This window comes from Halorubrum sp. CBA1229 (genome assembly GCF_003721435.2).
Classification (GTDB): Archaea; Halobacteriota; Halobacteria; order Halobacteriales; family Haloferacaceae; genus Halorubrum.
Genome location: NZ_CP054585.1, coordinates 1,124,125 through 1,149,197, shown reverse-complemented (window position 1 = coordinate 1,149,197; position 25,073 = coordinate 1,124,125). Strand labels below are relative to the sequence as shown.

46 protein-coding genes are annotated in these 25,073 nt (G+C 64.4%); 36 read left to right on the top strand and 10 right to left on the bottom strand.

The genetic code is table 11. The features are described from left to right. The first annotated feature begins 220 nt into the window (after positions 1-220). From Hrr1229_RS05810 to Hrr1229_RS05700, 23 genes are all read left to right on the top strand, one after another. The gene (locus tag Hrr1229_RS05810; protein WP_123113770.1) at positions 221-1,135 is read left to right on the top strand and encodes a DUF6884 domain-containing protein; all 915 of its coding nucleotides are present in this window, start codon (positions 221-223) and stop codon (positions 1,133-1,135) included. 254 nt (positions 1,136-1,389) lie between these two features. After that, the gene (locus Hrr1229_RS05805) at positions 1,390-2,001 is read left to right on the top strand and encodes a tyrosine-type recombinase/integrase (RefSeq protein WP_123113771.1); all 612 of its coding nucleotides are present in this window, start codon (positions 1,390-1,392) and stop codon (positions 1,999-2,001) included. A 102-nt stretch (positions 2,002-2,103) separates the two neighbouring features. After that, on the top strand, positions 2,104-2,397 hold the full coding sequence (locus Hrr1229_RS05800; RefSeq protein ID WP_123113772.1) for a hypothetical protein: 294 nt from the start codon (positions 2,104-2,106) through the stop codon (positions 2,395-2,397). Next, entirely contained in the window at positions 2,384-2,704 is a 321-nt protein-coding gene (locus Hrr1229_RS05795; RefSeq protein WP_123113773.1) for a hypothetical protein, read from the top strand. Before Hrr1229_RS05800 ends, Hrr1229_RS05795 begins: the two co-directional genes overlap by 14 nt. Next, positions 2,701-4,197: a hypothetical protein gene (locus Hrr1229_RS05790; protein ID WP_123113774.1), complete on the top strand. Its 1,497-nt coding sequence runs from the start codon at positions 2,701-2,703 to the stop codon at positions 4,195-4,197. Before Hrr1229_RS05795 ends, Hrr1229_RS05790 begins: the two co-directional genes overlap by 4 nt. After that, on the top strand, positions 4,190-4,867 hold the full coding sequence (locus Hrr1229_RS05785; protein ID WP_123113775.1) for a hypothetical protein: 678 nt from the start codon (positions 4,190-4,192) through the stop codon (positions 4,865-4,867). Before Hrr1229_RS05790 ends, Hrr1229_RS05785 begins: the two co-directional genes overlap by 8 nt. Next, positions 4,864-5,472, top strand: a complete 609-nt coding sequence (locus Hrr1229_RS05780) for a hypothetical protein (RefSeq protein ID WP_158606075.1) — start codon at positions 4,864-4,866, stop codon at positions 5,470-5,472. Before Hrr1229_RS05785 ends, Hrr1229_RS05780 begins: the two co-directional genes overlap by 4 nt. Beyond that, positions 5,472-6,032 carry a hypothetical protein gene (locus tag Hrr1229_RS05775; protein ID WP_123113776.1) on the top strand — a complete coding sequence of 187 codons (561 nt, stop codon included), beginning with the start codon at positions 5,472-5,474 and terminating at the stop codon, positions 6,030-6,032. The genes Hrr1229_RS05780 and Hrr1229_RS05775 overlap by 1 nt, the downstream gene beginning before the upstream one ends. A gap of 3 nt (positions 6,033-6,035) precedes the next feature. After that, positions 6,036-6,860 carry an ATP-binding protein gene (locus tag Hrr1229_RS05770; protein WP_123113777.1) on the top strand — a complete coding sequence of 275 codons (825 nt, stop codon included), beginning with the start codon at positions 6,036-6,038 and terminating at the stop codon, positions 6,858-6,860. Then, entirely contained in the window at positions 6,857-7,036 is a 180-nt protein-coding gene (locus Hrr1229_RS05765; RefSeq protein WP_123113778.1) for a hypothetical protein, read from the top strand. The genes Hrr1229_RS05770 and Hrr1229_RS05765 overlap by 4 nt, the downstream gene beginning before the upstream one ends. Positions 7,037-7,136: 100 nt before the next feature. Beyond that, on the top strand, positions 7,137-7,445 hold the full coding sequence (locus tag Hrr1229_RS05760) for a hypothetical protein (protein ID WP_148041758.1): 309 nt from the start codon (positions 7,137-7,139) through the stop codon (positions 7,443-7,445). Beyond that, positions 7,445-7,966: a hypothetical protein gene (locus Hrr1229_RS05755; RefSeq protein ID WP_123113780.1), complete on the top strand. Its 522-nt coding sequence runs from the start codon at positions 7,445-7,447 to the stop codon at positions 7,964-7,966. Before Hrr1229_RS05760 ends, Hrr1229_RS05755 begins: the two co-directional genes overlap by 1 nt. Beyond that, entirely contained in the window at positions 7,967-8,692 is a 726-nt protein-coding gene (locus Hrr1229_RS05750; protein ID WP_123113781.1) for a hypothetical protein, read from the top strand. A gap of 12 nt (positions 8,693-8,704) precedes the next feature. Further along, entirely contained in the window at positions 8,705-8,971 is a 267-nt protein-coding gene (locus Hrr1229_RS05745; RefSeq protein WP_148041759.1) for a hypothetical protein, read from the top strand. 87 nt (positions 8,972-9,058) lie between these two features. Further along, entirely contained in the window at positions 9,059-9,430 is a 372-nt protein-coding gene (locus Hrr1229_RS05740) for a hypothetical protein (RefSeq protein WP_123113783.1), read from the top strand. Then, the gene (locus Hrr1229_RS05735; RefSeq protein WP_123113784.1) at positions 9,430-9,822 is read left to right on the top strand and encodes a hypothetical protein; all 393 of its coding nucleotides are present in this window, start codon (positions 9,430-9,432) and stop codon (positions 9,820-9,822) included. Before Hrr1229_RS05740 ends, Hrr1229_RS05735 begins: the two co-directional genes overlap by 1 nt. Beyond that, on the top strand, positions 9,819-10,604 hold the full coding sequence (locus Hrr1229_RS05730; RefSeq protein ID WP_123113785.1) for a hypothetical protein: 786 nt from the start codon (positions 9,819-9,821) through the stop codon (positions 10,602-10,604). The genes Hrr1229_RS05735 and Hrr1229_RS05730 overlap by 4 nt, the downstream gene beginning before the upstream one ends. 192 nt (positions 10,605-10,796) lie before the next feature. After that, positions 10,797-11,660: a hypothetical protein gene (locus tag Hrr1229_RS05725; RefSeq protein ID WP_123113786.1), complete on the top strand. Its 864-nt coding sequence runs from the start codon at positions 10,797-10,799 to the stop codon at positions 11,658-11,660. Further along, positions 11,657-12,103 (top strand): hypothetical protein, encoded by a 447-nt coding sequence (locus Hrr1229_RS05720; RefSeq protein ID WP_123113787.1) that lies wholly within the window; start codon positions 11,657-11,659, stop codon positions 12,101-12,103. The genes Hrr1229_RS05725 and Hrr1229_RS05720 overlap by 4 nt, the downstream gene beginning before the upstream one ends. Further along, positions 12,100-12,306, top strand: coding sequence for a hypothetical protein (locus Hrr1229_RS05715; RefSeq protein WP_123113788.1), 207 nt, complete (start codon positions 12,100-12,102; stop codon positions 12,304-12,306). The genes Hrr1229_RS05720 and Hrr1229_RS05715 overlap by 4 nt, the downstream gene beginning before the upstream one ends. Then, entirely contained in the window at positions 12,303-12,536 is a 234-nt protein-coding gene (locus Hrr1229_RS05710; protein WP_217920703.1) for a hypothetical protein, read from the top strand. The genes Hrr1229_RS05715 and Hrr1229_RS05710 overlap by 4 nt, the downstream gene beginning before the upstream one ends. Further along, positions 12,529-12,840 carry a hypothetical protein gene (locus tag Hrr1229_RS05705; RefSeq protein WP_123113789.1) on the top strand — a complete coding sequence of 104 codons (312 nt, stop codon included), beginning with the start codon at positions 12,529-12,531 and terminating at the stop codon, positions 12,838-12,840. The genes Hrr1229_RS05710 and Hrr1229_RS05705 overlap by 8 nt, the downstream gene beginning before the upstream one ends. Next, on the top strand, positions 12,840-13,040 hold the full coding sequence (locus Hrr1229_RS05700; protein ID WP_123113790.1) for a hypothetical protein: 201 nt from the start codon (positions 12,840-12,842) through the stop codon (positions 13,038-13,040). The genes Hrr1229_RS05705 and Hrr1229_RS05700 overlap by 1 nt, the downstream gene beginning before the upstream one ends. Positions 13,041-13,110: 70 nt before the next feature. Here Hrr1229_RS05700 and Hrr1229_RS05695 read toward each other — a convergent pair whose 3' ends face one another. The 3 genes from Hrr1229_RS05695 to Hrr1229_RS05685 are packed head-to-tail and all read right to left on the bottom strand — an operon-like array spanning position 13,111 to position 14,032. Further along, positions 13,111-13,548 carry a hypothetical protein gene (locus Hrr1229_RS05695; RefSeq protein WP_148041760.1) on the bottom strand — a complete coding sequence of 146 codons (438 nt, stop codon included), beginning with the start codon at positions 13,546-13,548 and terminating at the stop codon, positions 13,111-13,113. Then, positions 13,545-13,781 (bottom strand): hypothetical protein, encoded by a 237-nt coding sequence (locus Hrr1229_RS05690; protein WP_123113791.1) that lies wholly within the window; start codon positions 13,779-13,781, stop codon positions 13,545-13,547. Before Hrr1229_RS05690 ends, Hrr1229_RS05695 begins: the two co-directional genes overlap by 4 nt. Further along, positions 13,778-14,032, bottom strand: coding sequence for a hypothetical protein (locus Hrr1229_RS05685; protein ID WP_123113792.1), 255 nt, complete (start codon positions 14,030-14,032; stop codon positions 13,778-13,780). The genes Hrr1229_RS05690 and Hrr1229_RS05685 overlap by 4 nt, the downstream gene beginning before the upstream one ends. Before the next feature lie 104 nt (positions 14,033-14,136). Between Hrr1229_RS05685 and Hrr1229_RS05680 the strand changes: the two genes are divergently transcribed. Genes Hrr1229_RS05680 through Hrr1229_RS05655 form a run of 6 tightly spaced genes read left to right on the top strand, consistent with a single transcriptional unit; the run spans position 14,137 to position 16,096 of the window. Further along, positions 14,137-14,400, top strand: coding sequence for a guanine nucleotide-binding protein subunit gamma (locus Hrr1229_RS05680; protein WP_148041761.1), 264 nt, complete (start codon positions 14,137-14,139; stop codon positions 14,398-14,400). After that, positions 14,400-14,564, top strand: a complete 165-nt coding sequence (locus Hrr1229_RS05675) for a hypothetical protein (protein ID WP_158606076.1) — start codon at positions 14,400-14,402, stop codon at positions 14,562-14,564. Before Hrr1229_RS05680 ends, Hrr1229_RS05675 begins: the two co-directional genes overlap by 1 nt. Beyond that, positions 14,561-14,722, top strand: coding sequence for a hypothetical protein (locus Hrr1229_RS05670; RefSeq protein ID WP_158606077.1), 162 nt, complete (start codon positions 14,561-14,563; stop codon positions 14,720-14,722). The genes Hrr1229_RS05675 and Hrr1229_RS05670 overlap by 4 nt, the downstream gene beginning before the upstream one ends. Next, entirely contained in the window at positions 14,719-14,859 is a 141-nt protein-coding gene (locus tag Hrr1229_RS05665) for a hypothetical protein (RefSeq protein ID WP_158606078.1), read from the top strand. Before Hrr1229_RS05670 ends, Hrr1229_RS05665 begins: the two co-directional genes overlap by 4 nt. After that, a complete protein-coding gene (locus Hrr1229_RS05660; protein ID WP_123113794.1) occupies positions 14,856-15,092 on the top strand; it encodes a hypothetical protein in 237 nt (78 codons plus the stop codon). The genes Hrr1229_RS05665 and Hrr1229_RS05660 overlap by 4 nt, the downstream gene beginning before the upstream one ends. Continuing rightward, positions 15,089-16,096: a tyrosine-type recombinase/integrase gene (locus Hrr1229_RS05655; protein WP_176329369.1), complete on the top strand. Its 1,008-nt coding sequence runs from the start codon at positions 15,089-15,091 to the stop codon at positions 16,094-16,096. The genes Hrr1229_RS05660 and Hrr1229_RS05655 overlap by 4 nt, the downstream gene beginning before the upstream one ends. Positions 16,097-16,618: 522 nt before the next feature. On the opposite strand, the gene Hrr1229_RS18140 is transcribed toward Hrr1229_RS05655, so the two are convergent. From Hrr1229_RS18140 to Hrr1229_RS05635, 4 genes are all read right to left on the bottom strand, one after another. Beyond that, on the bottom strand, positions 16,619-16,876 hold the full coding sequence (locus tag Hrr1229_RS18140) for a hypothetical protein (protein WP_255212568.1): 258 nt from the start codon (positions 16,874-16,876) through the stop codon (positions 16,619-16,621). An 86-nt stretch (positions 16,877-16,962) separates the two neighbouring features. Further along, complete coding sequence (locus tag Hrr1229_RS05645) at positions 16,963-17,544, bottom strand: hypothetical protein (RefSeq protein ID WP_148041762.1); 582 nt, start codon at positions 17,542-17,544, stop codon at positions 16,963-16,965. A 121-nt stretch (positions 17,545-17,665) separates the two neighbouring features. Next, positions 17,666-18,064, bottom strand: coding sequence for a hypothetical protein (locus Hrr1229_RS05640; protein ID WP_123113795.1), 399 nt, complete (start codon positions 18,062-18,064; stop codon positions 17,666-17,668). A gap of 238 nt (positions 18,065-18,302) precedes the next feature. Next, entirely contained in the window at positions 18,303-18,758 is a 456-nt protein-coding gene (locus Hrr1229_RS05635) for a hypothetical protein (protein ID WP_123113796.1), read from the bottom strand. A gap of 146 nt (positions 18,759-18,904) precedes the next feature. On the opposite strand from Hrr1229_RS05635, the gene Hrr1229_RS05630 reads away from it, so the two are divergent. Both Hrr1229_RS05630 and Hrr1229_RS05625 read left to right on the top strand, forming a co-directional pair. Beyond that, the gene (locus Hrr1229_RS05630; protein WP_255212567.1) at positions 18,905-19,066 is read left to right on the top strand and encodes a hypothetical protein; all 162 of its coding nucleotides are present in this window, start codon (positions 18,905-18,907) and stop codon (positions 19,064-19,066) included. Positions 19,067-19,304: 238 nt separating this feature from the next. Continuing rightward, positions 19,305-19,565 carry a hypothetical protein gene (locus Hrr1229_RS05625; protein ID WP_123113798.1) on the top strand — a complete coding sequence of 87 codons (261 nt, stop codon included), beginning with the start codon at positions 19,305-19,307 and terminating at the stop codon, positions 19,563-19,565. A gap of 12 nt (positions 19,566-19,577) precedes the next feature. On the opposite strand, the gene Hrr1229_RS05620 is transcribed toward Hrr1229_RS05625, so the two are convergent. Then, positions 19,578-20,048: a type IV pilin N-terminal domain-containing protein gene (locus Hrr1229_RS05620; RefSeq protein WP_123113799.1), complete on the bottom strand. Its 471-nt coding sequence runs from the start codon at positions 20,046-20,048 to the stop codon at positions 19,578-19,580. 161 nt (positions 20,049-20,209) lie between these two features. On the opposite strand from Hrr1229_RS05620, the gene Hrr1229_RS05615 reads away from it, so the two are divergent. After that, the gene (locus Hrr1229_RS05615; protein ID WP_123113800.1) at positions 20,210-20,986 is read left to right on the top strand and encodes a hypothetical protein; all 777 of its coding nucleotides are present in this window, start codon (positions 20,210-20,212) and stop codon (positions 20,984-20,986) included. Positions 20,987-21,102: 116 nt separating this feature from the next. Here Hrr1229_RS05615 and Hrr1229_RS05610 read toward each other — a convergent pair whose 3' ends face one another. Both Hrr1229_RS05610 and Hrr1229_RS05605 read right to left on the bottom strand, forming a co-directional pair. Continuing rightward, complete coding sequence (locus tag Hrr1229_RS05610) at positions 21,103-21,462, bottom strand: type II toxin-antitoxin system VapC family toxin (protein ID WP_255212566.1); 360 nt, start codon at positions 21,460-21,462, stop codon at positions 21,103-21,105. A gap of 22 nt (positions 21,463-21,484) precedes the next feature. Next, on the bottom strand, positions 21,485-21,733 hold the full coding sequence (locus Hrr1229_RS05605) for an antitoxin VapB family protein (RefSeq protein ID WP_123113802.1): 249 nt from the start codon (positions 21,731-21,733) through the stop codon (positions 21,485-21,487). 183 nt (positions 21,734-21,916) lie between these two features. Between Hrr1229_RS05605 and Hrr1229_RS05600 the strand changes: the two genes are divergently transcribed. The 4 genes from Hrr1229_RS05600 to Hrr1229_RS05590 all read left to right on the top strand — a co-directional run bounded on the left by Hrr1229_RS05600 (position 21,917) and on the right by Hrr1229_RS05590 (position 25,062). After that, positions 21,917-22,771, top strand: a complete 855-nt coding sequence (locus Hrr1229_RS05600; protein WP_123113803.1) for a hypothetical protein — start codon at positions 21,917-21,919, stop codon at positions 22,769-22,771. A 103-nt stretch (positions 22,772-22,874) separates the two neighbouring features. Continuing rightward, the gene (locus Hrr1229_RS18135) at positions 22,875-23,009 is read left to right on the top strand and encodes a hypothetical protein (protein ID WP_255212565.1); all 135 of its coding nucleotides are present in this window, start codon (positions 22,875-22,877) and stop codon (positions 23,007-23,009) included. Between the two features lie 63 nt (positions 23,010-23,072). After that, positions 23,073-23,636, top strand: a complete 564-nt coding sequence (locus tag Hrr1229_RS05595; protein WP_123113804.1) for a MaoC family dehydratase — start codon at positions 23,073-23,075, stop codon at positions 23,634-23,636. An 85-nt stretch (positions 23,637-23,721) separates the two neighbouring features. Continuing rightward, positions 23,722-25,062 (top strand): MFS transporter, encoded by a 1,341-nt coding sequence (locus tag Hrr1229_RS05590; RefSeq protein WP_123113805.1) that lies wholly within the window; start codon positions 23,722-23,724, stop codon positions 25,060-25,062. Positions 25,063-25,073: the final 11 nt, after the last annotated feature.

Here is a 25,073-nt window from a genome sequence, read left to right as displayed (position 1 = left end):
GGGATTTTCTCCCTAATCAGGATTCCTCACGCTTCAAACAAATAGTTTCACCAACCAGAAATAGCGTCCTGATCACTGACGGCGGTGTCGATCATGATGACGGAGGAACTGATCGGCCGTGTCAGGGATGCGGTGGCGGCATGAACGACGTTGGTGACGAGGATCACGTTTGGTGGAGGTGCCCGGGATGCGGCTACGAACGAGGTGAGCATCTCGGATCATGAACCGCGATCAATCTGGAGACGAACTTCCTCGCGAGCACGAGCTGCCGAACGGCGGCCTCGTGGTCGCCAAGGAGTTCTGCCGAGAGGTCCGCCACGCGGTGACGGTCGACCCCGTCGACCGCGACCTCTACAAGCTGCTCGTCCACATCCTCGCCGAGGCCGGTGAGCGCGTCCGCGGCACCTTCGCGGCGAACGTCGCCACCGCCTTCGACACGCTGCCGGCGGCGATGCGGGGCCTTCGGGACATCGAGCGCGGCGTCGCCGAGATCGGCGATCGAAGCTACGGGATGTCGATCACGCTCAACGCTGCGGAAGCGATCGAAGCGCACCGCGACCGCGACCCGCTCCGACTCGCTGCGGTCGGTTGCTCCGGCTCGAAGTACGAAGACGACGGGCTGATGCCGGCGATGGAGCGGTACAAGGGCGCCTACTGGTCGAACAAAGGCGGCTACGGCGAACTCCGAGACGACTGGCGGGTCCTCTCCGCTGAGCACGACGTGCTACACCCGGAGAAGCCGATCGAGTACTACGAACGGACGCCCGACGACTGGCGTGGCGTTCCGGTCGACTCGGACGCGCGGCTGCCGTCTGGTGAGCCGGTCGACACGCGCCTCGATCTGTGGGCGCTCAACGTCCACGAGGGACTCGCAGCGTGGATCGCGGAGGCCACCGACGACGTGGATCCGCGCGACGTGGAGCTGGAGGTACTGCTCGGACAGCAGTACCGCGAGCCGCTAGAGAAGCGCGGCGTCTTCGACGCGCTCCGCACGCCGGGCGAGTTGACGGTCTCGTTCCCGTTCCAAGAGGTCGAGCAGGCCCAGGGCGGGATGTTCGAACAGATCGGATGGATGAGCGACGAGATCGCGGCCGCCGAGGTCGCGACCGACGGGGGTGAGCCTCGTGGCGAGTGATGAGTTAACTGAGGAAGGTTCTCAGATGTACTCGCGGACAACTAAGTACACAATCGCGAATACGAGAAAGGCGAACATTCCAGCTAAGACGGCAACACCGACGTTCATGTTCACACTATGGGATATATTCCCTATTAGATGGCAGGGGTGGTAACGCTTCAGGCCAGTTTGGGATTCTCTATACAGAAACCCAAACTCGCCCGTCCCCCGCGCTGAACCGTTTATAAACAACCCACCTCGAAACACCCCGAATAATGGAAACCCAAACTCAAGAGAAAGCGACCGTCTGGCTGAAGCCCGAACAGGTCGACCGAATGCGCTCCGCGACCGTCGAAGCGAGCGCGCCGTACCTCGCCGCTCGAAACGACGCGCTGATCGCGACGCTCTACGACTCCGGACTCCGGGTCGCCGAGTGCGTCGCGCTCAACGAGGCCGACCACGTCGACCTCGACGACGGTGTGCTCGCGCTCCCGGCCGACCTGCAAAAGGACTACCCGACCGACCGAACGCCGAGCTACACCGAGATCGAGCTGGCCGACGAGACCGTGCGGACGCTCCGCACCTACCTCGCCGGCCGGTGGAAGGACACCGCGGCGCTCTGGCCGTCGCGACAGTCGGACCGGATGACGACCGAGTCCGTCCGCAACGTCGTCACCGCGGCCGCAGTCGCCGCCGACGTGGAACCGATGACGCTGCACGGCCGAGGTGACCCGGAGCAGGTGACGCCGCACACGCTCCGGCACAGCGTCGCCTATCGGATGCTCAACGTCGAGGAGGGTCACTCCTTCTACGACGTGCGGAACCGCCTGCGGCACGCGACGATTCAGACCACCGAGCGGGTCTACGACCACATCGACCGGGTCTAACGCGGCCGGTCTCCCCTCCGATATTATCTTATTACGCTCTCATAGTCAGATAGTCTTATAGTCTCAAGTATAATTTTTAGTGCACATCCGAAAGGTGCGGGTATGGTCTCAATTGACCTACCGACGCAGGAAGAGTTCGAAAAAGCACAGGAAGCGGCCGACAACGACAATCATCAAGACGTCAAAGCCTTCTACGGGTTCAGCCGCATCGAGGAGTTCGACGACTACACCGAGTTCATGAGCTACGTTGCCGCGAAGAAGGCCGCATCAGCCAGCTCGGACGCCTTCGAAACGAAGTGCGCGCTGGACAACTACGAGCACTACGGGAAGATTCTGCTTCTCGCGATCGGCGCCGGGGCGCTGGTCGAGGCGGTGATCGGAGATGCACGCTTCTGAAGCCGGCGCCGCCCTCGCGCTCCAGCCGGAGGACGAGGGCGAGAAGACGGCGCTCTCGCGGCTCCGCGACATCTACCGCCGGGCGACGCAGTACCGACTCCCGGCGCCGTACTGGGACGAAGAGCCGGGCCGTTACTGCGACCTCAACCCGACCGGTGAGGACGCCCTGGTGCTCCGCGACGGGATGGGCGCCGACACGGCCGACGGGGAGGCCGCCGAAGGAGCGCGTATCGACGGCGAGGTTCGTGTTCACCCGTGTCTGGAGTTCGACCCGCTGGGGGTCGACGTAGTGGAGGGCCGCTCGTGACCGAGATCGTGGAGTTCGGCACGCGGGCCGATGCCAACACGGTCCGCGACGAGCACGCCGACCACCTCACGGATCGGTTCGATCGCCGGTTCGCGAAAGTCGAGCTCGTCGACGACGTCCCGGACGGCGTCGAGGCGGAGATCCGCGGGATCGCCGCCGACGGCCGCGCCGACCGCGAAGGCGGCGCCGGCCACGTCGAACTGACGGACGGCGAGAAACGCCGAGTGGGGCCGTTCACGGGCGACAACAACTACCGGAAGGCGACCGCGGTCAAGGCCGCGTTTCTCGACGCCGGGATCGACGACTGGGAGGCGCACTACGACCCGGAACTCACGGCCGACGAGAACACCGGCCGGATCGAGAAGGTGCGCCAGCAACAGACCGGCGCCGACGTGAGTGACGGTCCGACCGAGCAGGAGCAGCTCCAAAAGGAAGCCGACGCCGCGGCGCGCGTCGACGGCGAGGGGTGCGACCACGCTCGCGACCTCTGCCAGCACGGCGACCCGGACGCCTGCGAGTTCCTCGCGGAAGACTGCGGCGCCGACGAGACCGAGATCTCGTCGCTGCTGGACTTCGCCGACGCGGTCCCCTACGACCGCCTCGACGGCGAGACGAAGGGCGCCCTATCGCGCTCGTGGAGTGGCTACAAGGTGAGCGTGAAGCGGCTCGCGGGGCTCCTCGACGAGGTGCAGCGGGAGTTCCGGAACGCCGAGCGCGCCGCCGCGACGATCGACGCGATCGAGGAGGGGATCAGCGACATCGACACGGAGCGGTTCAACGCGCTGGAAGGTCATCACCGGACGCTGCTGGACCTCTACGGGAGTCACGACGACCGGCTTCACGGCCAGCCGGGCCGCGGTCGCGACCCGACGGACGCCGACCTCGCAGCCCGTGCGCCGGAGCAGGCGCCGGTCCCCGAGCAACCCGACGCAGTCACCGCGACCGACGCGGAGCCGCGCTCCGTCGGCGTCTGGGAGCACGAGGAGACGACCGCAACCGTCGCCGGAGAAGAGCGGCCGGCGCACGAGTGGACCAACGAGCGCGACCGGATGGACGGCGGCACCGAGATGGTGATCGCCGGACCGACCAATGAGGATCCGGACGTCTACCGGGTCAACGTCGGCAACCTCGCCGACCTCGAAAGCGAGCAGATCGCCCGCGGTCGCGACTGGAACCGCGTGCTCGGGGAGGCTGTCGAGTGGGTCGAGGCGCACCCGGACGGCGCCCCGGCCGGCTTCTTCGGGACCGCACTAGTCGACGATCGTCACGTCGACGACGCGGACGGCGCCGACGGTCTCAGTCGCTTCGGCGTGGTGGCCGACGAGGGGCGCGAGAGGCCATCGGAGGAGCACCGACGGGCGCAGAACCGCGGGTACGTCCGAAGCGGCTCACGCGGCTTCGACGACGACGCCAGCGCCCGAGAGGGCCTCGGCCAGTTCGCCGCGACGGGCGGCGAGGAAACGCTAGACAACTTCGAGGAGACCGATGCCTGAAATCGCCTGTAAGATCGACGGGTGCGACTACTCGGGGAGCCCGCAGGGGCTCCGGTCGCACCTCTACGGACGGAAGGACGACGAGCACGTCAACGCAGCGGCCGACCGGCGCCATCACGACTGGTACCCGGCGGCCTACGGGCTCGACGAGGAGGGTACCGACGACGAAGGGGGCGATGAGGGGGGCGATACCCCCACCGAGACCCCCTCCGAAGGCGCCGATCCGGCCCCCTCTGAGGAGGGTACCGACGGAGAGGGCGAAGATACCCCCACCGAAGAGGGGTCTGAATCGCCCGACGAGGCGGACGAGTACGAAGCTCAATGGGAGGATGCAGATACCCCCTCTGATGGGGGTGAATCGCCCCCGCCTGAAGGGGGTAGCGACGGAGAAGGTGAAGATACCCCCGCAGATACCCCCTCTGACCCCTCTGATGAGGGGGGTAGTGGGGGCCTCGGGACCGCCCTCGTGCTGGGTACCGGCGCCCTCGCAGTTGCGGTGCTGCTTCGCGGGCGGGGTTCGGACCCCACCGAATCGCCCGACGTAGCCAACCCCGACGATACCCAAAACGAGGGCGGAAATGGGGGCTCGGGATGGGGGCAGGATGGGGGGTCGGACCCCCTCGAAGGCACCGACACGGATGACATGGAGTTCACGCCGACCGAAACATGACTGACGACCCCACCAACGACGACGCCGACCCGGACGAATCGCCCGACGACGATACTCCCGACGAGGGAGACGAGACCCCCGCCGAAGGGGGAGACGAGGGGGACGAACGCCCCGCGATCGACGACGACGAGCGGGCCGAGGTGGACCTCTCGGCGGTCGCCGAGGAGATCAACGAGGAGGAGGACGAAGATACCCCCACCGAAGAGGGGTCCGAATCGCCCGACGAGACCACGGACGGCGATACCCAAAACGAAGGGGGTGAAGAGGGGAGCGAGACCCCCTCGCCGACCCCCTCCGACGGCAACTCGTGGGGCGAGATGTATGTCGAGATCCTCGCCGTACTGCTCCCGGAGATCACCGAGGAGATGAGCGGCGAGCCCGCGGAGATGACCTCCGACGACGTCGCCGAGCTGGCGACGAAGCCACCGGTCGAACTAGATGCAAAGTTCGACGCGGTCGTAGCGGACATGGGCGGGATGGAGGAGATGAGCGACAAGCAGGCGCTCCTCCTGTCGACCGCGATCGTTTGCGGGACCGTGCTAGTGAAGGAGGGTGACGTCGCCGGCGAACTCGTCGGGACGGTCCGCGAGGGGGTGAGCGCCTGATGTTCGGTGGGATGCAAGAGGCGGCCCTCAAGCAGATGATGGAGAAGGAGATCACCGCCTACGCCGCGACGCTGGCGGCGATGGAACGCGATCAGCGGGAGGCGATGCGGACGCTGGCCGAGGCGGCCGACGCCGACCCGGATACGCTCGGGCTCGACGAGCCGCCGGCAGACGAGGAGCGCGTCTCCCAGCTCGTCGACGCGATCGTAGCCCAGCAGACCGGCGACCTCTGGGGACTCTACGTCGACCACGTCGCGCCGGAAGAGCTGACGAACGCCGACCGTGCCGAGCAGTTCGCGGACGTCGAAGCCGACGAGTGGGCCGCCCAGATCGAGACGTGGGCCGAGAAGTACCGCGACCGTGCCGGTGACGCGGTGGCCGACCAGACGGATCGAGAGATCGCCGACACTCACACTCGGGAGACGTTCGGTCTCGGTCTCGACGAGTTCGAGGCGGAGGTGGTCGACCGCGACCCGGCGCGGCTGTTGCAGTCGCTCGTGGCCGGCCCGATCGAGACGCACACCGACGCGATTCGCACCCTCGCAGAACGGGAGGAGTAACCGATGCACATGCTGGTATCGGCGGTTTCGGGATGGGGCAAAGGCTGGCTAGCACACGCCCTCGCCGAGAAGAACATCAAGGGCGACACCTACGATCGGGTGGTCGTGCTGGACACGTCCGACGAGTTCCGGGGCCTAGTGAGCAAAGAGACCGGGCCGGGACTCGCGGCGCACTGGTTCGCCGGCCCTCGGGAGCGGGATCACTTCGGGCCGGACGTGTGGGGCGACATGATCGACCGGAACGAGGCGCTCGTCGTCGGCCGCCACGTCTCGAAAGACGACTGGCAGGAGGTCGCTCGGGACGTGATCCTCGCGTGCCGGCAGTCGGACCACAACGTGCTGGTGGTCATCGACGAGGCGCACGGGATCGCGCCGGAGGGACAGGGCTACCCCGACGACATACAGGATCTCGCGACCGACGGCCGGACCGAGGGCGGGTCGGCCACGTCGTCGATCTGGGTGACCCAGCGGCTCGCGCAGCTCTGCAAAAAGGTGGTCGGCAACTGCACCGCGCGGTTCCTCGGCGGGTATCAGTCCGGCAACGACCTCAACGCCGTGAAGGACGTGCTGGAGTACCCGAAGGAGGCGCACAACACGGGCGGGCAGTCGGTCCCCAATCTCCCGGCGGAGCTGCACGCTCCCGACGAGGGCGCGATCTCCGTCCGGAAGTGGGTCGAGGAGGGGCCGGACGGCGAGCCGCAGACGGTCAACTCGGAGTGGATCTACTCCGACGACTCCGGAAAGATCGAGCGCGTCGAGTCGAACCACTACGAGCCGGAGTGTGAGCACGTCGGCGCTGAGGGCAAACGGATCGAGGTGGGGCTATGACCCGACCGTCCGCGGAGGTCGCGATGTACGGAGAGACCGCCGACCGCTTCCGCGAGGTGCAGGAGGAGATCGAGGAGGTGCGGGGGCATGAAGTGGCCCAGACGAGAGTCGTCGAGGACCTGATGCTGCTGTACCGACAGCACGGCCTCCCCTACGACGACCCGCGGGAACGCTGACCTTCTCCCGTCTTCTACGAACAAAGTCGATCCACCGCCGACTACGGCGGCCTCAGCGGGGTGGCCCCTCACAAACGGACCCCGTTTCGGTCGGGTCGCAATGGCACTTGATGTAACGGCCGGCTTCGACAAGCTGGCTGATACGCAGTTCGCGATGGACGCCGGTGCGGTCGGCGGTGGCGTCCTCGCGGGAGAATCGCTCGGGTACCTCGCCGACGGCCACACGGTCGGCGGCTTCAACACCCCCGCCGAACTCGGTGGGGTCGCCGTCATCGCCGGGGCCGAGTATGCCCCGATGATCGACGGGCGGACCAAGCGACACATGCAGGTCGGCGGCGGGGTCGCGATCCTGCTCGCGCTGATGGAGCGCTTCGGTGTTCGTGACTCCCTCACGGAGGTGTTCGCCTGATGGTGGACGTCTACCTGTCGAACGGTGACTCCGCCGACGAGGTCGTGCAGCACACCAACGCGTCCGGCATCGAGCGGGCGACGCCGATCCTCGAAATCGACCCGGACCGCGGCACCTTCATCCGGCTCCTGAATCAGGTCGATCGCGGCACCGAGATCGGGATCCCGATCTACATGAAGCTCGTCGACTCGAACGGAGACCCGCTCCCGACGAACACGCGAATGAAGTTCGAGATCCGCCGGGCCGGCGACGACGACACGCACAAGGTGAGCGAGCAGATCGAACAGATCTCGTTCTGGAACCAGAACGACCTCACCACCCAGCGCGACGTGGACAACATCGACAACGCGAAGGTCGTGCTGGAGTACCCCGAAGCGGCCTCCAACGACGGCGCGGCGCCGTTCCACGACGTGCGGGACATCGACGCGTTCTACGTCTCGATCGAATCGGCCGCGGAAGTCGATTGGTCGCAGTCGGAGTTCTACTTCGACAACGCCGCGGTGAAGGAGGGTTCGCGGTAGATGACCGACGTGATGGACCGGCTGCGGGAGGCGAGTCGTCGGAACACGACGCTCTCGCCTCGGCAGTTCGAGACGTCGACCAACTCGCAGGGGTCACTTTCGGAGATTGCGGCGCTCGTGGCCGACACGGCGCTCGCGCTCCGGACCGGCCGGAGCAACCCGTTCCGGGTCGCGATTCCCGCCTACGAGTCGTTCACCACGGCCGGTGACGGGAGCGATCAGACGTTCACCGTGACGCACGACCTCGTCGAGTGTCCGGACACGCAGGACGTGGTGGTCTGGTTCGACGGCACTTATCAGGGGTCGCCGCAGTCGATCGACCACGACGCCAACGAGTTCACCGTTTCCGGGCCGGGCTCGGCCGTCACCGTTCACGCCTACTACATCAGCGGGAAGGCGGCCACGTTCCAGCTCCGGAAGAAGACGCCGAGCGCGAAGCAGTCGGCGAGCGCGAAGCTCTACGAGGCGAACCTCGGACTCGTGCATCAGGCGAACCAGTCCGAGCAGGCGGAGTATCTCACGCTCGACGAGTCGCCCCTAGAGCGGTTCGTCGCCAGCGACATGGAGCTGACCGCTCGGATCAGGGCACCGTATCAGGTCCGTTGGACCGACCCGGACGGGGACGAGACGGAGCCGACGAACGTGCTCCTTCAGGCTCCCGCTCAGAAGGCCAACGGCGAGATCAAGGGGCTCAAGTCGGCCGTGAGCGCCGACATGGGCCAGTAGCGGGGTTCGACCATGTCCGATTTTTCGACGACAGTCAACGGCGACCCGTGGCAGAGCCCGTCGATGAGCGACGGCCCCGTGACGACGATGGGGAGCGAGACGAACCAGACGACCGCGCTGGAGACCAGCACCGAGGTGGTGAACATCGAGTCGCCGATCGCGGCGTGGCTTGAGCAGTCCTCGTGGTCGCGCGAAGATCTGCGACTACTGACGGACATCATCGGCGCGATCGGGACGCTTGGGTTCCTCTACCTCGCACTCAACGGGGTGAGTGCCTGATGGGGTCGACCTGTAACACGGAGGTCGAGAACCTCGACGAGACGGAGATCGAGCGGCTCCGGAGTGAGGTACTGGGGGAGGATAGCGATGGATAGCATCCCCGCCCCGGCCGCAGACGACCGGCCGCTCAACCAGCCCGAGACCGTGACGCTCGATCCAGGTGACCGAGCGACGGTCACCTACGAAGCGAAACAGCGGACGGGCGGAGGGTTCGTGCTGCCGATCCTCGCGATCTCGAAGCATCCCGAGAGCGTCTACAAGGCGACCGTCGACGACTCGGAGCTGATCTATCCCGAGTCGGCCGTCCCGCCGACGGACGTCGACGACAAGGCGATCACGTTCGCCCCGGCCTACTCGTTCAGCAGCTCGCTCACCTGCGAGGTAACGAACCTGAGCGACGCGCGGCGCCGGTACACCGTGCAGCCAATCGGTTTCGAGAAGACGGGAGGCGGTGAATAATGGGACTAGACACGAACACGGAGGTTCAGCAGATTCGGAAGGTGCAGAACGAGCAGGGCGAACAGGTCTCCCCGGCAACGGAGAACCAGCAGCAGCGGATCGCCGAGGCGAGCGAGAACTACGGCGGCCTCTCGCAGATCGAGTACACGACGGACAGCACGACCGCCGAGCCGCTCCCGTCGATCGACGTTCCGCACGGCGTGACGGTGCTCGTTGAGTACCGCGAGGCGAACAGCGGAAACGCCTACGTCGGGGACGAGAACACGCAGAAGGCGGCGCTAACTGGCGTCGGTGACGGTCGTGGGTTCGAGGTGACGGACACCTCGCTGATCCACGTCCGAACGCCGACCGCTGGCGACGGTGTGATCGTCACCTTCGAGGTGGACCCATGACGTCCATCTCATCGGGCGGTGGCGGCGGATACGACTACGTAGAGACCTTCTACCCGTCCGACGCGGAGGAGGGGGAGAGCCTGTATCACCTCGATGAAGATGCCGCTTACGTCTACACCGGTACAGAGTGGACAGAGCAGACCGTTACGGACCACTCGCAACTTTCGGGGGTCGGTGAAGACACGCACTTCACTCACGCGGCGGTCGCCGGCAGCGGGTCGCACACGGATCTGTCGGACGTGACCGAGGGCGACCACCGGAGCGACGGCCGCGTGTCCGACCTCGCGCCGCTTCAGTCGGTGAACGGCCGGACGGGAGACGTTACCGGGCTGTTCGAGGCGACCGACTACAACCCTGAGAGCGACACGCACAGCCGGTACACCGACTCCGAGGCTGCTGCCGCCGCATTTGGCCCGAAAAAGAATTACAGCGATCAGGTCCCCGGAGGGGATTACATCGACGGATCACAGACATTCAAGACGTTTAACGTCCTCTCGGACGGGAGTCAGATAAGTGCCACCTACGACGCTCGTGGCCGGTCTGACGGTGGATACCCCGACAACCACCCCGGAGCCGGTATACGGCTGGAAAGCTACAACAGCGTATCACAGGACGGTGTGATATTCACCGCCGATGATACGTTTGAGATAAAGAGTGGTTCCGTCTCGATGAACACCGAGGCGGGGGAAGTGGTCGAGGTCATAATCCGATCGACCAACGGAAACGGAGACGGTGGTCCGGACGACACGATCGATTACGTCGATTATGACCTGAGTGCCTGATTTAGACACGATGATATACAACAGAGCAGACCGAGACGCCTATGATTCGGGTGACACCGAGACGGCGCTCGCGGTGATCTGGGAGGTTCTGACCGCCGAGGACGTAACACAGTAAGATGTACGAAAAAGACACAACCACGATCGGCGGTGAACCGGGCGGTCTGAACAGCGGCAGCGCGGGGGTGGCCTGAGATGGTGATCGACGGCGGAACCGTCAACCTCGCGGATGCGATGGACGACGATGACGACAGCGGGAGCAGTTACGACGTGAGCGACGACCCGGACGACTTCGGGAGCACGGACTGGGGGAGTGATGACGACGACGACGGCGGCGGGACGTCGAGCGGTTCGACAGTCACGGACAGCAGCGATTACGAGTATTCGGACCCACGAACCGATTCGGACAACTGGGAGAGCGACAGCGGGGACTCCGAGGACGTGACCGGCGGCGGGACCGTGGACGACGACAGCGGCGGGAGTGGGTGGGGAGACGACGACAGCAGTGACGACGACGGCGGGAGCACGTCGACGGTGACGGACTCCTCGGATTCGGACGACTATCTGAACGACCCGCGTCAGGACCCGGACAATTGGGACAGCGACAGCGGCGACTCCGAGGACGTGACCGGCGGCGGGACCGTGGACGATGACAGCGGCGGTAGCGGGTGGGGTGACGACGACAGCAGCGATAACGTGCAGGATTCGTCCGAGGCCGACGACTACCTCAACGACCCGCGACAGGACCCGACTAACTGGGAGAGCGACAGCGGCGATGCATCCGACGTCACCGGCGGCGGGCGCGTCGACCCCGAGGATGACGAATGGGCGCAGGCTCAGGAGGACCCGAACGCCGGTGTGGAGGAACAGATCAACAACGCGCTCGCCGAGCAGCGGGCGGCCTTCGAGGAGGACATGGGCGCGCTGATGGAGTCGCTACCCGTCCCCGACCAGCTCGGCGGGTCGTCCGACGGCGGTGGGCTGACGCCGGTGCTCGGGGGTGTCGCGCTGCTCGCGGCTGGCGGCGGCGCGCTCTACTACATGGAGTCGAACGGATGAGCGAGAGCGAGCCCTGGACCGATGCGGAGTGGGAAGAGATGACGGCGTGGGAGCGCCTCACCCGGCTCCCGGAGGAGTTCGAGCGCCGCAGCGGCCGCCTCGACGGCGAGGAACTCACGAGCGCCGGTGAGGGCTCCACGATCGACGTGGACACGGGGAACGTCGCCGGCACGGCGCCCGCGACCGACGCGACCGGCGCCGACGTCGACGAGGACCCGACCGCGACGCCCGACGTGGGCGGACTCACGTGGACCGAGGCCCACTCCGACAACGTCGACGACGCCGCCGACGCAGCGGCCGACGCGGGCCTCTCGGTGCTCGATCGGATCTGGGAGGTCGTGCCGCTCTGGGCGTGGGGCCTCGGCTCGGTCGTGCTCGCCGGGGTCGCCTACACCTACACGCGGCCGCTCTGGTCGGTGGTCGGCGGGGTGGTCCCGGCGTGACGGGCGGGATCCTCGTTCCGGCGGCGGCGACGGTGACGGCGACGGCCGCGATCGTCACGGCCGGGTCGGCGTTCGGGATGTACCGGGCCGTGAAGCGGCACGAGCGGGCGCTCTACGGCGCCGACAACATCGACGAGTGGAACGGTCTCGTGCCGAAGGTCTCGAAGCACGAGGAGGCGCTTGAAGAGGAGGGCCTGCTGTGATCGACGCTATCGGCGGCTCGGTCGGCGGGAACCTCCCGGCGGCCGCGGCCGTCCTGATCGCCTACATCGCCGGCACGTTCACGCCGGGCGGATACGCTGGCGAGCGGTTGCAGGGGTTCGGCCGCGTGGTCGCCTCGAAGCTGCCCTACAAGCCCCCGCCGGGGATGGAGGAGACCGAGGCGCTCGAAGCGGCGAGCGAGGGCGTCGAGGAGGGCGCGACCGATGAGTGACCTGTTCGACCCCGAGGACGAGCCGGACGGCGCCGTGTTCGCGCCGCACCACATGTACCTCGGGATGCTGATGCAGCTCGTCGCCGGCGGCGGCGCGATCTTCGCGTTCGCCTCGATCTGGCCCTACTACCCGACGATCGGCGCGGCGCTGACGCTCGTGTCGTTGGCGTTCGGCGGGCTCGGCTGGCTCGTCTCCATCGACGACGCGATCGAGCATGCGACCGTGCTCCCGACGCCGCTCGATGAACTCTGGACGCGCTTCGTCTACCCGATCGTGAAGCGGATCGAGGAGCGGGGGGAGTGATGCGGTACCCATTCGTCTGTCTCGCGAGCTGGGAGGTCGCGCCCGACCACCCGCCGGCCGTCGACGCCGACCACGCGGTGACGATGGACAAGCGGCCGGGCGGGCGAGAGGGGCAAGAGCTACGAGAGGTGCAGACGGGGGCGTGGCTGGCGTCGACGCGAGTCGCGCCGCTCACGGATGCAGTCAGACCCTCGGAGTAGACGCGCGCCGCTCACGCGGCGCTCTCGGCGTTCTGGAGAACCATAGCAGAGAGAGTAATCAGAGGCAAGATCACCTCATTCGTCTCTTTCGTCTTTTTTCGTCCTCTCGCTCTCTTTTGTGCTCTTGAACTTTCGAATCGGCGATACTAAGAGATTTCACCACTGTTTGTATCTGAGAAATCTTTGATGTTACTATAGCACCGATTACACCCACAAAAATGGCATAATAGAGTGATCCAGTATTTGCGAGCCACACTGCAATCGTGAATGAAGCAATTTCTGTCGAGTAAAGTATAAGTGAAATATGGTGTAAAAAGTACATCCAAACCGAGACGTAGACTACATCTGACAACCATTTAGGTTTGTATCTTGAGCCTTCAGTAACGCCCTCCGTATATTTGGTCAGACGTGAGTTCTTCATCACCACAAAATAATATTCCTCTTCGATGAAAGGAGAATCTGGGTAGAATGGTAATTTTCCCAGATACTTTCGGTCAAGATATATCACACAAACTGCTTCGTTTCGGGGTTGGTATGCTCGGTGATCACTTCGTCGACGCCGTCGCGCTCGCTCATCGCCTCTAGCAGCGACTCGTTCGTGTACTTCAGCGTCGAGTAGTGGTCTGCCTCCTCGACTCCCTCCATCCACGCCTCGCGCTCACCGGGGCGGAAGACGCCGCGCTCGCCGAGGAGGTCGACCAACTCGCGGAGATCCTCGCGATAGGCTTCGGTGAGGGTCACCGACCGCCCCCTCCGTTGCCGTTGCCGACTTCGCGCTTTCGCCGATCGACCTCCTTCCGCACGGCCGCCTCGACGAGTTCAAGCCGCTCCTCCCGCTGGTAAGACTCGTAGGCCTCGTCTAGGATGGGATCAACTTGTTGGCGCATTTTGATTGCGTGCCGGATCCACTCGCTCTTACTGTCCCCGTAGGATAGCTCGGACTCGATTTGAGCCTCTAACTCGTCATCAAGCCGGAGGCTTGTCTGTCCCATGTATTCAGGTGAGACTGTAACACCGTAATATTGGTGTTATGAATATGTGTTATTGAATCACTATACACCAGTTTTATTGTAATACAGTGTTACGGAGGTCTTGCATGGCACAAGCCAACCAAGGCGGCCAACAGCGGACTCGAATAAACGTACAGCTTTCAGATCGCCGGAAAATGGAGGTTAACCAGATCGCGTTTGAATTGTCGCGCCCCGGTGATCCGGTGACGCCCTCGGAGGTCGTTCGGGAAGCGCTCGATCTCTACGTCGAACAGTTCGCGAACGACCCCTCGGAGTGCGATCCGCGTAACCGCGGCGCTATCGGCGGCGAGTCGTTCGTAGAAATCGAAGTCGATGAGGGGGCCGCTTAATGTCCCATTCCACTGAGATCCCCAGCAGCCCCGGCCAGAACGAGGAGAGCGCGGGTCAAAAATCCGGCGACAGAAGAGCGGCGTCGCACTTCGACGCTCGGGACGTGCTCGCGGGCCGCGTCGACGGCGCGACTGTCAGGCAGGCGGTGGAGGGCCGGAGATGAGCCGGTCCGCGACCGTCAAACTGCGGTCCGACCGCGGGACGCACACCGAGGACGTCGAGGCCGACGTGACCGCGACGGACGCGGCGCTCGTCGACATGGCGCGCCGGCAGGCCGGGATCTCAGGCACCGAGTTCAAGACCGGCGAGGTGGTTGCATGACCCGAGTTCACGTCGTCTGTCGCGATTGCTGCTTCGAGGGGATCGCACCCTCGGAAGCGGCCGCCGATCGCGCCGTCGACGCCCACGACCGCAAGGAAGACGGTCACACCGTCGCAACGGGGGCGGTCACGCCGTGAGCGACGACGAGGAGCTGTTCGAGACGAAGGTCGTGATCACTCGCGGAACCGGCACCAACGACCGGGACAAGATCACGACGAAGGTGACGGCGCCGACGCTGGAGATCCTGACCCAGCGCGTCGCCGAGCTGCGCGCCGAGATGGAGGACTGGGCCGACGACTTTCGCGAAATCGAGCCCGAACGCGGCCGTCGACTCGCCGACGACCAGAGCCAGCTCGGAGGTGAGGCGTGAACAACGACCTGATCCCGATGGAGCCGGAGGACGGCGCCGACCGCTTCCTCGCACACCGGGCGCCGAGGTGGCGGGACGCGACCTACGACAACGCGGTTCACCGGATGGGCGTCTGGCTCGATTGGTGCGAAGAGGCCGGCATCGACGACCTCAACGACCTGACGGGCCGCGACCTGTCGGACTTCGTCGCGTGGCGCCGCGACCAGATCGCGCCGATCACCTTGCAAAAGCAGCTCTCGACGATCCGCGTGTTCCTCCGGTGGGCGGCCAACACGGACGCCGTCCGGGAGGGCCTCGCCGAGAAGCTTCAGGCACCCGAGCTACCCGACGGCGCGGAGGCCTCGGACACGGTGATCGAGCCGGACCGCGTGAAGCGGATCCTCGCGTATCTGGACCGGCACGACTACGCGAGCCGCGATCACGCGCTCGCCGCGCTCCTGTGGCGCACCGGGATGCGGCGCGGGTCGCTGCACTCCCTCGACGTGGGCGACCTCCGACCGGAGGAGGACGCGATCGACATCCGGCACCGGCCGGACGAGGGCACGAAGCTCAAGAACGGGAACGACGGCGAGCGGATGGTCTACCTCGGTCCGACGTGGTACCAGATCGTCGCGGACTACGTCACGGACCGCCGGATCGACAAGACCGACGAGCACGGCCGCGAGCCGCTGCTAACGACTCGGAACGGTCGGATTCACAAGACGACGATTACGGACAACTGCTACCGGCTCACGCGGACCTGCGAGATGACCGGGGAGTGTCCGATCGATCGCGACATCGAGGAGTGCCAGGGGACGCGACACCCCGGCTACTGCGATGTCAAACGCGGCCCTCACGCGTGGCGCCGGTCCGCGATCTCCGAACACCTGCGCCTCGGCACCGACCCCGACGCCGTCAGCGAGCGCATGAACGTCTCGCTGAAGGTGCTGTATCGCCACTACGACGTTCGAACGAACCGCGAGAAGATGTCCGTCCGGAAGGACGAGATCCCCAGTCAGTCATGAACGCTACCATCGACACTACGGCCGATAAGTTACAGAGAAGACACAGCAAACCCGTACATAACCTTCCCCGCGAGTCCACTCACTTCGTTCGTTCCCTCGCGTGGTCCCGTTCACGGGACCCCCGCGAGTCCGTATTTCGAGCCATGAGCGACGCCGGTCGCGACCCGGGGCGGCTTGAGGAAGCGGTGACGCACTACTGTGACGACGTGGGAACCGAAAATCCGGCCGGTGCGGGGCGCGTGGGGGAGAGGCCAGACGCTCCGATAGTACGGCACCTCGTGAGTGGCAACACTACGCTGATCCTCTTTTTGCGACGGTTTTCGCCGCGATCGACCCTCCCGACCGGCGGGCTCGTGACGATCTCGACCGCAACACAAGTGCGGATTCGGACTCGACGAGCACCTCGTCGACGCCGAACCGACGCCGGGGGGTCGGTTGGCGGTTAGGGGTGTGGCTAAGGCCACAGATTCTAAGATACCCCACCGCCTCCGCGGTCGATCAACGAAACCCCCGGAAAACCGCCTACTCCCTGACCGCCTCTTCGACGATCTCGATCTCCTCGTCGGTCAGCCCGTACAGCTCATACACGATCTTGTCGATCAGCGCGTCCGTCTGTTCGATCTTCGCGTCGAGCTCCTCAGCGCGCTCCTTCGTCTCCAGGTAGTTCCCCAAGTCGTCGGACTCCCAGTCGTCGAGGTCGTCGACACGCTCGTCAAGGTAGTACCCGGAGAAGAGGTTCGAGTTCCGGTATGAGCCACTGCCGAGTGTGGCTTGACTCATGTGATAAACTGTTCACACGCCAGTGGGAGTAAATAGATGACGGAGAGATGGCCAAAGAGGATGGTAGGCAAGTAATAAATTCTCTCCTATCCTCCAGTGTCTTTGCTCTGCTCAGTTTCTTGTTCTTGATCAAAGTCAATAATTGATTCATTAATAATTGAATTCACGGAACTTCTGAAATCAATAAATGTCTGTTTTACCTCTTCCCATTCCTCAGCGTCTGGGTTTTGGCTGTAACTGGGTAACTGATTATAAGATGAATGTAAAATATGTCTTCGGCACATATCGAGCATATGCTTCGCATTTTTATTTGCCTCCTGATCAAGAAACACCCGGTTTATCCGGATAGCACGCTCAAATTCAGATAGCGCTTCAACTGCTTCTTCTGTTTGTTCGACGGAGGGCTTTCTGCCCTCTGAGACTATTCTTGCACGTTCTATGGTTTTTGCGTAGACTTTCTCCGTACTACCTAGAAGGTTAACCAGACCGTCTGCTTTTTTTTGTAAGAAATAGTCTGCTACTGCTCGTCTGTTACCCGCTTCAATTTTCTTATCAGCTACCCTTGTCTGGTAAACGTACGTCCCAACCACACCGACGATTCCCGAAATCACTGCAAATAGACCTGTTACCACTCGACCACCGTGTTCGGCGAGGATCTGCTCCAGCATTAATTAGTGACAATATGCTAAAACATATATATCTAATCCAGCCGATTTTTTGTTAACCATTCGCTCTGGTAAATTGGACTGTTTTCAGAGATCTTCTTGGAAGTGTATAATATCATAGAATTCAAAAATATAATCGGTCTGCCAATATCTGCGCTCCCCGAGAATGTCTCCGATAGTGCGTCTCACCGGGATTCGTCCAGTTCGTGATCTCTAAGTCCCGAGCGCGGACTGTCCGCGACGACACAACGGTTATCTTCCTACCTTCTGCTCGATACCACACAAGCACATATCCACCGTCTTCACGATCGAGCGTCCGATGTTGATCCTCCCAGAACTTGAACGTCGGCCGGACCCCGTTGACCATCGAGCCCTTCACATCCCACGGCCGACCGCTCTCGCCGGTCGCGTCGAACTTGAGCCCGTCAACCTCGGGATAGTCGAGTTCGATCGGATAGTTGTCGGCCACCCACGTCTCGACGAGCTTCCCGTAGTAGCCAACGATCGCGGGATCGTAGCTCATCGGTCGATCTGTTTGGGTTGCGGTTGGCACTCGAGATCTCCACGCGAGTCGAACGTCGATCGATCGAATCCGACCGCGAACTCCCCGCGCGGATTCGCGCCCCCCGCCGGGATCGTCCGCGTATAAAATAAGGTATGCGCCGGTGTGGGCGAGTGAATGAACGAGTGAACTGGCTTGCAGTCCAACGATTCACGCTTCGAGCTCATTCACCGATCCTCCGTGGTCGCCGTCGCGGTACTCAGCGATCCGGTCCGAGACCCGCGCCGAGGAGTACCCCACGAGGTCGTCTGCGTCCGCGTAGGTCATGCCGTGGCGCTTGACCGCGCGGATCGCGTTGTCGATCGCTTCCCGTCGCTTCCCGTCGCTTCAGATCGTCGGCGTCGACTGCGTCGTCGCCGTCCTCGTCGTCCTCCATCACGATCGCGAACTCGCTCGCCTCGTGCTCGGGATACGTCTCGGCCGTGTCGGTGAGCCCCCTGTAGTCGCCCGCCTCCGCGAACTCGTCTTTGCCGCTCTCAGATTCGAGAAGCCGCGCAATCCACGGATCCGACCGGCTCGGCTTGTTGATTGCTGACGACGCGACCCGCCGAATCGACTTCGCCGTCTTCGTCCGGGTGTGACCGGCGATCATGAAGACGCTCGCGAGGCCGACGACGAACGATGCGTCGATCGCGTCCATTTCCATTTTCGCCATGCCCGTGAGCGCGCCACGGTGGTCATGATTAAACCCCGGATCGTGGGTACGCTGTGGATACGCCGGTAGCATTCTGTACCCCACCGTGTCTGTGAGAGTCGGTGTCGCCACTACGCAAGCTCGTGGACTGCGACGGAACGCCCCGCGTGACGCTCGACAAGGGCGAGCTCGGGATGGACGGAGTGCTCGACGACGGAGAGATACCGGCCAAACAACGAATGCACGTCCAGCGACTCGGCCGTGGGGTCTACGTCGTTCGGGCGGTCGCGGACGGAACGATCCCGGATCTTCCGGAGGGGATTCGGTGAAACCCGCTGCAAGGGGGTTCTCGATGCGACCCCGTGGGGTTCGAAGTAGATGTATTCACGATCCGCGATCTATGCACTTCATCGTTGACTGTAGCCGCAGAAGGTAGATCAAATCAGACAGATTCCCGAGGCAACCAGCACAGTTCGCTGTTGTTGATCGCGAGAGTATAAGAACAGGACTGAGTCAGTTGGTCGAGACCAACGGGGTTGCGCCCTCCGTGCATACGGAGGTATATATATGAGTGGTTGGACCAGTCTCAAGCTCACCGACGAACGCGAGCGACAGTTCGAAAAAGCGAGCGAGATTGTGGCGAGCAGTCTTGATGATGATCCGCTTATGAGTGTAGTGATTGATGCTGCACTTGCACATCTCGCGGACAGTGAAGAGAATATTCGTGACGGGCGTGCTCAGTATGATCCGGTAACTATCCAAGAACTGTGTAATACTTCGGGGATCGGGTTGGAATACCGAACCCGAATCAAAAATAATTGGAGATGAGCTAACCTAGAATTACACGGACCAGGTCAGTCCATCGAACTCGGTTCCGTCAACATCATTCGCATCGATTGTGCGGTCAAGCAGGATCGAATCGCTCGGGTTGTGAATGATAGTAATATCTACAGACACTGTCGCACCAGAGTCGTTAGTATCATAGGTGGCATTCGCAGTGTCACCCACACCAAATTCACTGTCGAACAACCCAGAGACTTCCGTGCTACCGTTTGCTGCGGTGGAAACTTGGATAGTCAGATCTTCAGCACCGATTGCGTCGCCACCGTTGTGCTCAATAATCAAGTCACCATTTTGAGCCTCTGCATTTAATTGCGCTGTCGGCTGACTGTCACCGAGCGAGTCGCCGAGCCCGAGCACGAACGTCCCGATGACGGCGGCCAGAATCACGGTAATTGCGACCATGAGAATGACCCCGATAACGGGACTCACGGCACGGTCGTCCGAATTGAACAGGTTGCTTGGTTTCATAGTTTGAACCCAGCGATCCACCGATGAACGGTCGCTCCGTTCCGATCGGTTAGCTGGTTATTACTCGCTAGGTAGGCCTGGCTTATGTAGTTAGTGCCATAAATATCAACGGAGAAAATTAGATGCACAAGGTCAAATCCGTTGCTGTGTAAACGATAGCCATGCAGCCCACGGCCCAAGCTCTCGCCCGCACCTACAGCGATCGAGAGTATCCGGACCCGTGGGAGAAGGTCCTCGACTACCGACGCGTTCAGGGGTACGCCGCGGAACACCCGAAACACGGCCGAACTCGCGTCGGCAACGCCCTCGATCTACCGCCGTCTCGCGTTCGCGGCTGGCTCAACGACGGGATCCCCGACCCGGTCCGCGGGATCCATACCGCGATCGACTACGGATGGCTCGATCCCGATCCCGACGGCGACACCGCCGCGGGGCTCGTCGAGCTCCTCGCCCACATCCTCGCCGGTGGTAGCATCACGAATCAGACGTTTGTCCCCGCGGTGGCGACCGGCCAACGCGTGGGAGTTGACGAGATTGAGGCGGCGTTCGAGCGAGTCGGTGTCGAGACGACCGTTCGACACGGGACCACCGACGGCCGCGCCACCGAGGTGATTCCCGTGGCCGACGGTTCAGTACTCGGGCGGTGCCTCGTCACGATGGGCGCACCGGCCGGCGACAAAGTGACTCTCGATAGCTTCCCGTCGACTGTTTGGGATGCCCCCGAGTCGGTTCAGCGGTCGTTCGCCCGGATCTATATTGACCACCGAGCGAGGATCTATCCGGAGAAACGGACGATGGTGATTCAGGAGAAGCGGTCGAGAGACTATCTCGAAGGACTCCGTGAGTTCCTGTCGACAGTGACCGACGAGTCGGTGACGCTCGGCGACCGCAACGTGACGATCTCGGCGGACGCGGTCCGCGAGCTGGGTATTGCGTAGCTACTCCAGATCGTCCGCGGTGAGTCCGCCGGCGAGGTACGCGCGACCGAATTCCGTGATCCGGTAGTACCGCGAGTCCACGTTTTTGCATCGCGAGCAACGTCGCGGGCGCCGTTTCAGTACTCGCGAACGTCCACGTCCGGAATTCGATTGAAATCCTTCGGATTCCCGGTGATGACCGGCTCGTCGTGACGTATCGCAGTCGCAGCGATCCTGACGTCGCCCTGCCCGATGCGACTGCCCTCGCGTCGGAGCCGCCCATCGAGGCGCCCGGCGCGTTTCGCGATGTCCTCGGTGAAGTCGATGACTGGGCGCGACTCCAGCACCGATCGGATGCTCTCGACTTCCCGAGCGGCGTTCTCAGAGTAGCCGACGCCGACGTATAGCTCGTACACGACCTGTGCCGGAACCTTCTGGGGAACGCTGCTCGCCTCGATCTCGCGTGCGGCTTCCACCGCCGCGTCGTCGCCGTTCATCAGATCGATGAGAAACGACGAATCAAGTATCATCGTCACCGTCGAACCGGTCGACCAACTCATCGATCTCCCGCGCGCCCGCCTCGTCGGATTCGTCGATAGCGCGCCGGAACTCGTCGGCCGCCTCGTCGCTTAAGATTCCGGCCAGTTCGAGCAGGGACGACCCGCCGATCAGCCGTTCCACGGCCTCGGAGAACGTCTCGTCCGGCCGCTTCTCGCTTTTGATCCGCTCGTACACGTCCTCGTCGAGCCGGACGTTGCGAGTCCCCATACGTATACGTCGTATACGAGCGCTCTTGAAGCTTCCTCCGAGGCGGAATCGGATGAACGCTCCGCCAGCGATCGACAGGCAGCGGTGTGGCTACTTGTCGATCAACGCATCGGCGATCCCGACCTTTTCGCCGACCCCCTCCAACCGCAACGCTTTCGGTATCTGTGGTTGTCACTTTCACACATGTACCGCCGCCAGGTCCTCGCGACCGGAACCGCCCTCCTCTCCGTCTCTCTCGCCGGGTGCGGCCACCCCGCCGTCGTCCTCGACTTCGAGGCGGCGACGACGGAGACGATCGCGGACTCGGTGTCGACGGCGCCGGAACCCGGCTCCGAGGCGTACGAGGTCGTCGCGTCGGCCCGCGACAACGGCTCGGCCACGCGAAGCGGCCGGTCCGCGCTGTTCGACCACGTCGACGCGGCCCGGGTCGACGGGCGCGTCTACGAGGTGAGCGAGACGCAAGTCGGGAGCGGCGAGGTGACCGTCTACACGGTCACGGTCGAGGCGGCCGGCGACGACGCGACCGACGGGCTCCGCGAGGTCGCCTACGAGGACCTCCCCGAGACCGACCGCGAGCGGCTCCGCCCGATCCTATCGGGGGACGACCCGCCGGACCCCGACACGGCCGTCGGGATCGACTACGGGACCGCCGCGGAGGTGGGAAACGACTCGGCGTTCGTCCCGGACCAGCGGTACGACGCGGTCGTTCGCGACGGGGAGCGGTACCGCGTCGAGGTCGACTCGCGCACCGCGACGGAGCGCGAGTACCGGTACGAGGTGACCGAGGTCGCGCCCGACGTCGAGGCGTTCGCCGACCGGGTGCGAGACCGGTACCTGTTCGCGCTCTCGGGGCTCTCCGACGCCGAGCGCGCCGTCGTCGAGGAGGCGATCGAGGGCGCGTACTTCGAGGACGACGAGGCGTTCCGGTCGGTGATCGACCGGATCCGGGACCGCGACGGGGTCGACGTACACGACTCCTACGGCACGTGGCTCCTCGCGTACGAGGGGACCGACTACCTCGCGTACGCCGAGTGGTAGCCGGCGCTCGCGGCCGCCATCGGCCGACGGACGGGGAGTCCGCGAGCGCGGCGGCGTCGCACTCTTGGAAGCCATTAAATACTCTCGGCGAATCGGTCGGGACATGGGCGTTTCCGAGATCCTCGAGGGACAGAACCTCTCGCATCGCCAGATGGGCGCGATCATGATCGGCTGGCTGGTGCTGGTCACCGTCGTCTCCGTCGGGCTGCTGCTGTACACGTCGTTCAACTTCGCGTAGCGGCGGGCGTCGACCCCCGCGAACGCACCCCCTTTTTCACGGCCGTCGTCGTCGGTACTCGGTATGACTCGCGACACCGAGACGCGCGACCGCCGGCTCGTCGGCGGCTGGGAGGGACGGTACTACGAGGACTTCGCGGTCGGCGACGTCTACAAACACCCCTACGGGCGGACGGTGACGGAGACGGACAACGTCTGGTTCACCAACCTCACGATGAACGTCAACCCGATGCACTTCAACGAGGCGTACGCCGCCGAGACGGAGTTCGGCGAGCGCCTCGTCGACGGCACCTTCGTCATCGCGCTCGCGGTCGGGATGAGCGTCGCCGACGTGAGCGCTAACGCCACGGCGAACCTCGGCTACGACGAGATCCGCCACCACGCCCCCGTCTTCCACGGCGACACGCTGTTCGCCGAGTCGGAGGTCCTCGACAAGCGCGAGTCCGACTCCCGCGACCACGTCGGCATCGTCACCACCGAGCTGCGCGCGTACAACCAGGACGACGAGCTCGTGCTCTCCTTAGAGCGCACCCCCATGGTGTTGAAGCGCTCGCACGCCGAGCCCACCGCGGCGCGGCCGACGGGCTGGCCCGAGGGGGTCGGGACCCAGCCCGAGGACCTGGACTGAATCGACCGACGCCGTCGCCCGCGGCTCGCGGCAACCCCGGCGGCTACCCCCGAACCTATGCCGCGACACCGCGAACGCCGGCGTAATGGATGCCGCCGAGCGACGGATCGTGGCCTTCACCGCCGGCTCGCACGGGCTCGTCCACACCTACGAGCTCTCGATCCCGATCCTGCTGACGGTGTGGATCGCGGAGTTCTCGACGACCGCGGCCACGCTCGGACTCATCTCCACGGTCGGCTACGGGCTGTTCGGGGTCGGCGCGCTCCCGGGCGGCATCCTTGTCGACCGCTTCGGCTCCAAGGCGCTCATCCTCGCCTGTCTCGGGGGGATGGCGGCGTCGTTCCTCCTCGTGAGCGTCGCCCCGACCCTCCCCGCGCTCGGGTTCGCGATCGCCGTGTGGGGCGTCACCGCGAGCGTCTACCACCCCGCGGGGCTGTCGCTGATCTCCAAGTCGGTCGACCGCCGCGGCACCGCCCTCGGCTACCACGGGATCGGCGGGAACCTCGGGATCGCGCTCGGTCCGCTGGCGACCGCGCTGCTCCTCTTGGCGTTCGACTGGCGGATCGTCGCGGTCGCGCTCACGGTCCCGGCGGTCGTCGTCGCCGCCTACGGAGCCACCGTCGACGTCGACGCGGCGCTCCCGGAGTCCGCGGTCGCCGACGGCGGCGATGGGGGCGGGGGCGGCGACAGCGACGGCGACAGCAACGGCGCCGGCGACGACAGCGATGGCGGCGTCGACGGCGACGACGGCGGCGCCCCCGACGCCGCCAAAGGCGAGGTGTCGCCGTCGACGATCGTCGACGACACCCGGGTCCTCCTCGCTGGCGGGTTCCTGATCGTGTTCGCGTTCGTCACGTTCAGCGGGCTCTACTACCGGACGTTCCTCACGTTCCTGCCGGACCTGCTCGGGGACGCGCTCGGCGGGCTGGTCGACGTCCGGCTGATCGACCCCGACAGCCCGTACGCCGAGGAGTTCGACCTCGCGCGGTACCTGTACGTCGCCGTCCTCATGGTCGGCGTGCTCGGGCAGTACCTCGGTGGACGGATCGCCGACCGGATCCCCCCGGAGCGAGGACTGATGATCCTCATGGCCGTGTTGGCGGCACTCGCGCTGCTTTTCGTTCCCGCCGGCGCGACCACCGCGTCGTTCCTCGCGGTGTCGCTCGCGCTCGGGGTGGCGCTGTTCACGGTCCAGCCGCTCTCGCAGGCGACGGTCGCGGCCTACTCGCCGAGCGAGGCGCGCGGCATCTCGTTCGGCTACACGTACCTCGGTATCTTCGGCGTCGGCTCGCTCGGCGCCGCGCTCGCGGGGTGGGTTCTCACCCGCGCCGGTCCCCGCGAACTGTTCTTCGTGCTCGCGGGAATCGCGGCCATGGGCGCGCTCTCGGCGGCCGCGATAGCCCGGTTCGCGACTCGGCGGGACTGACGACGGGGGTC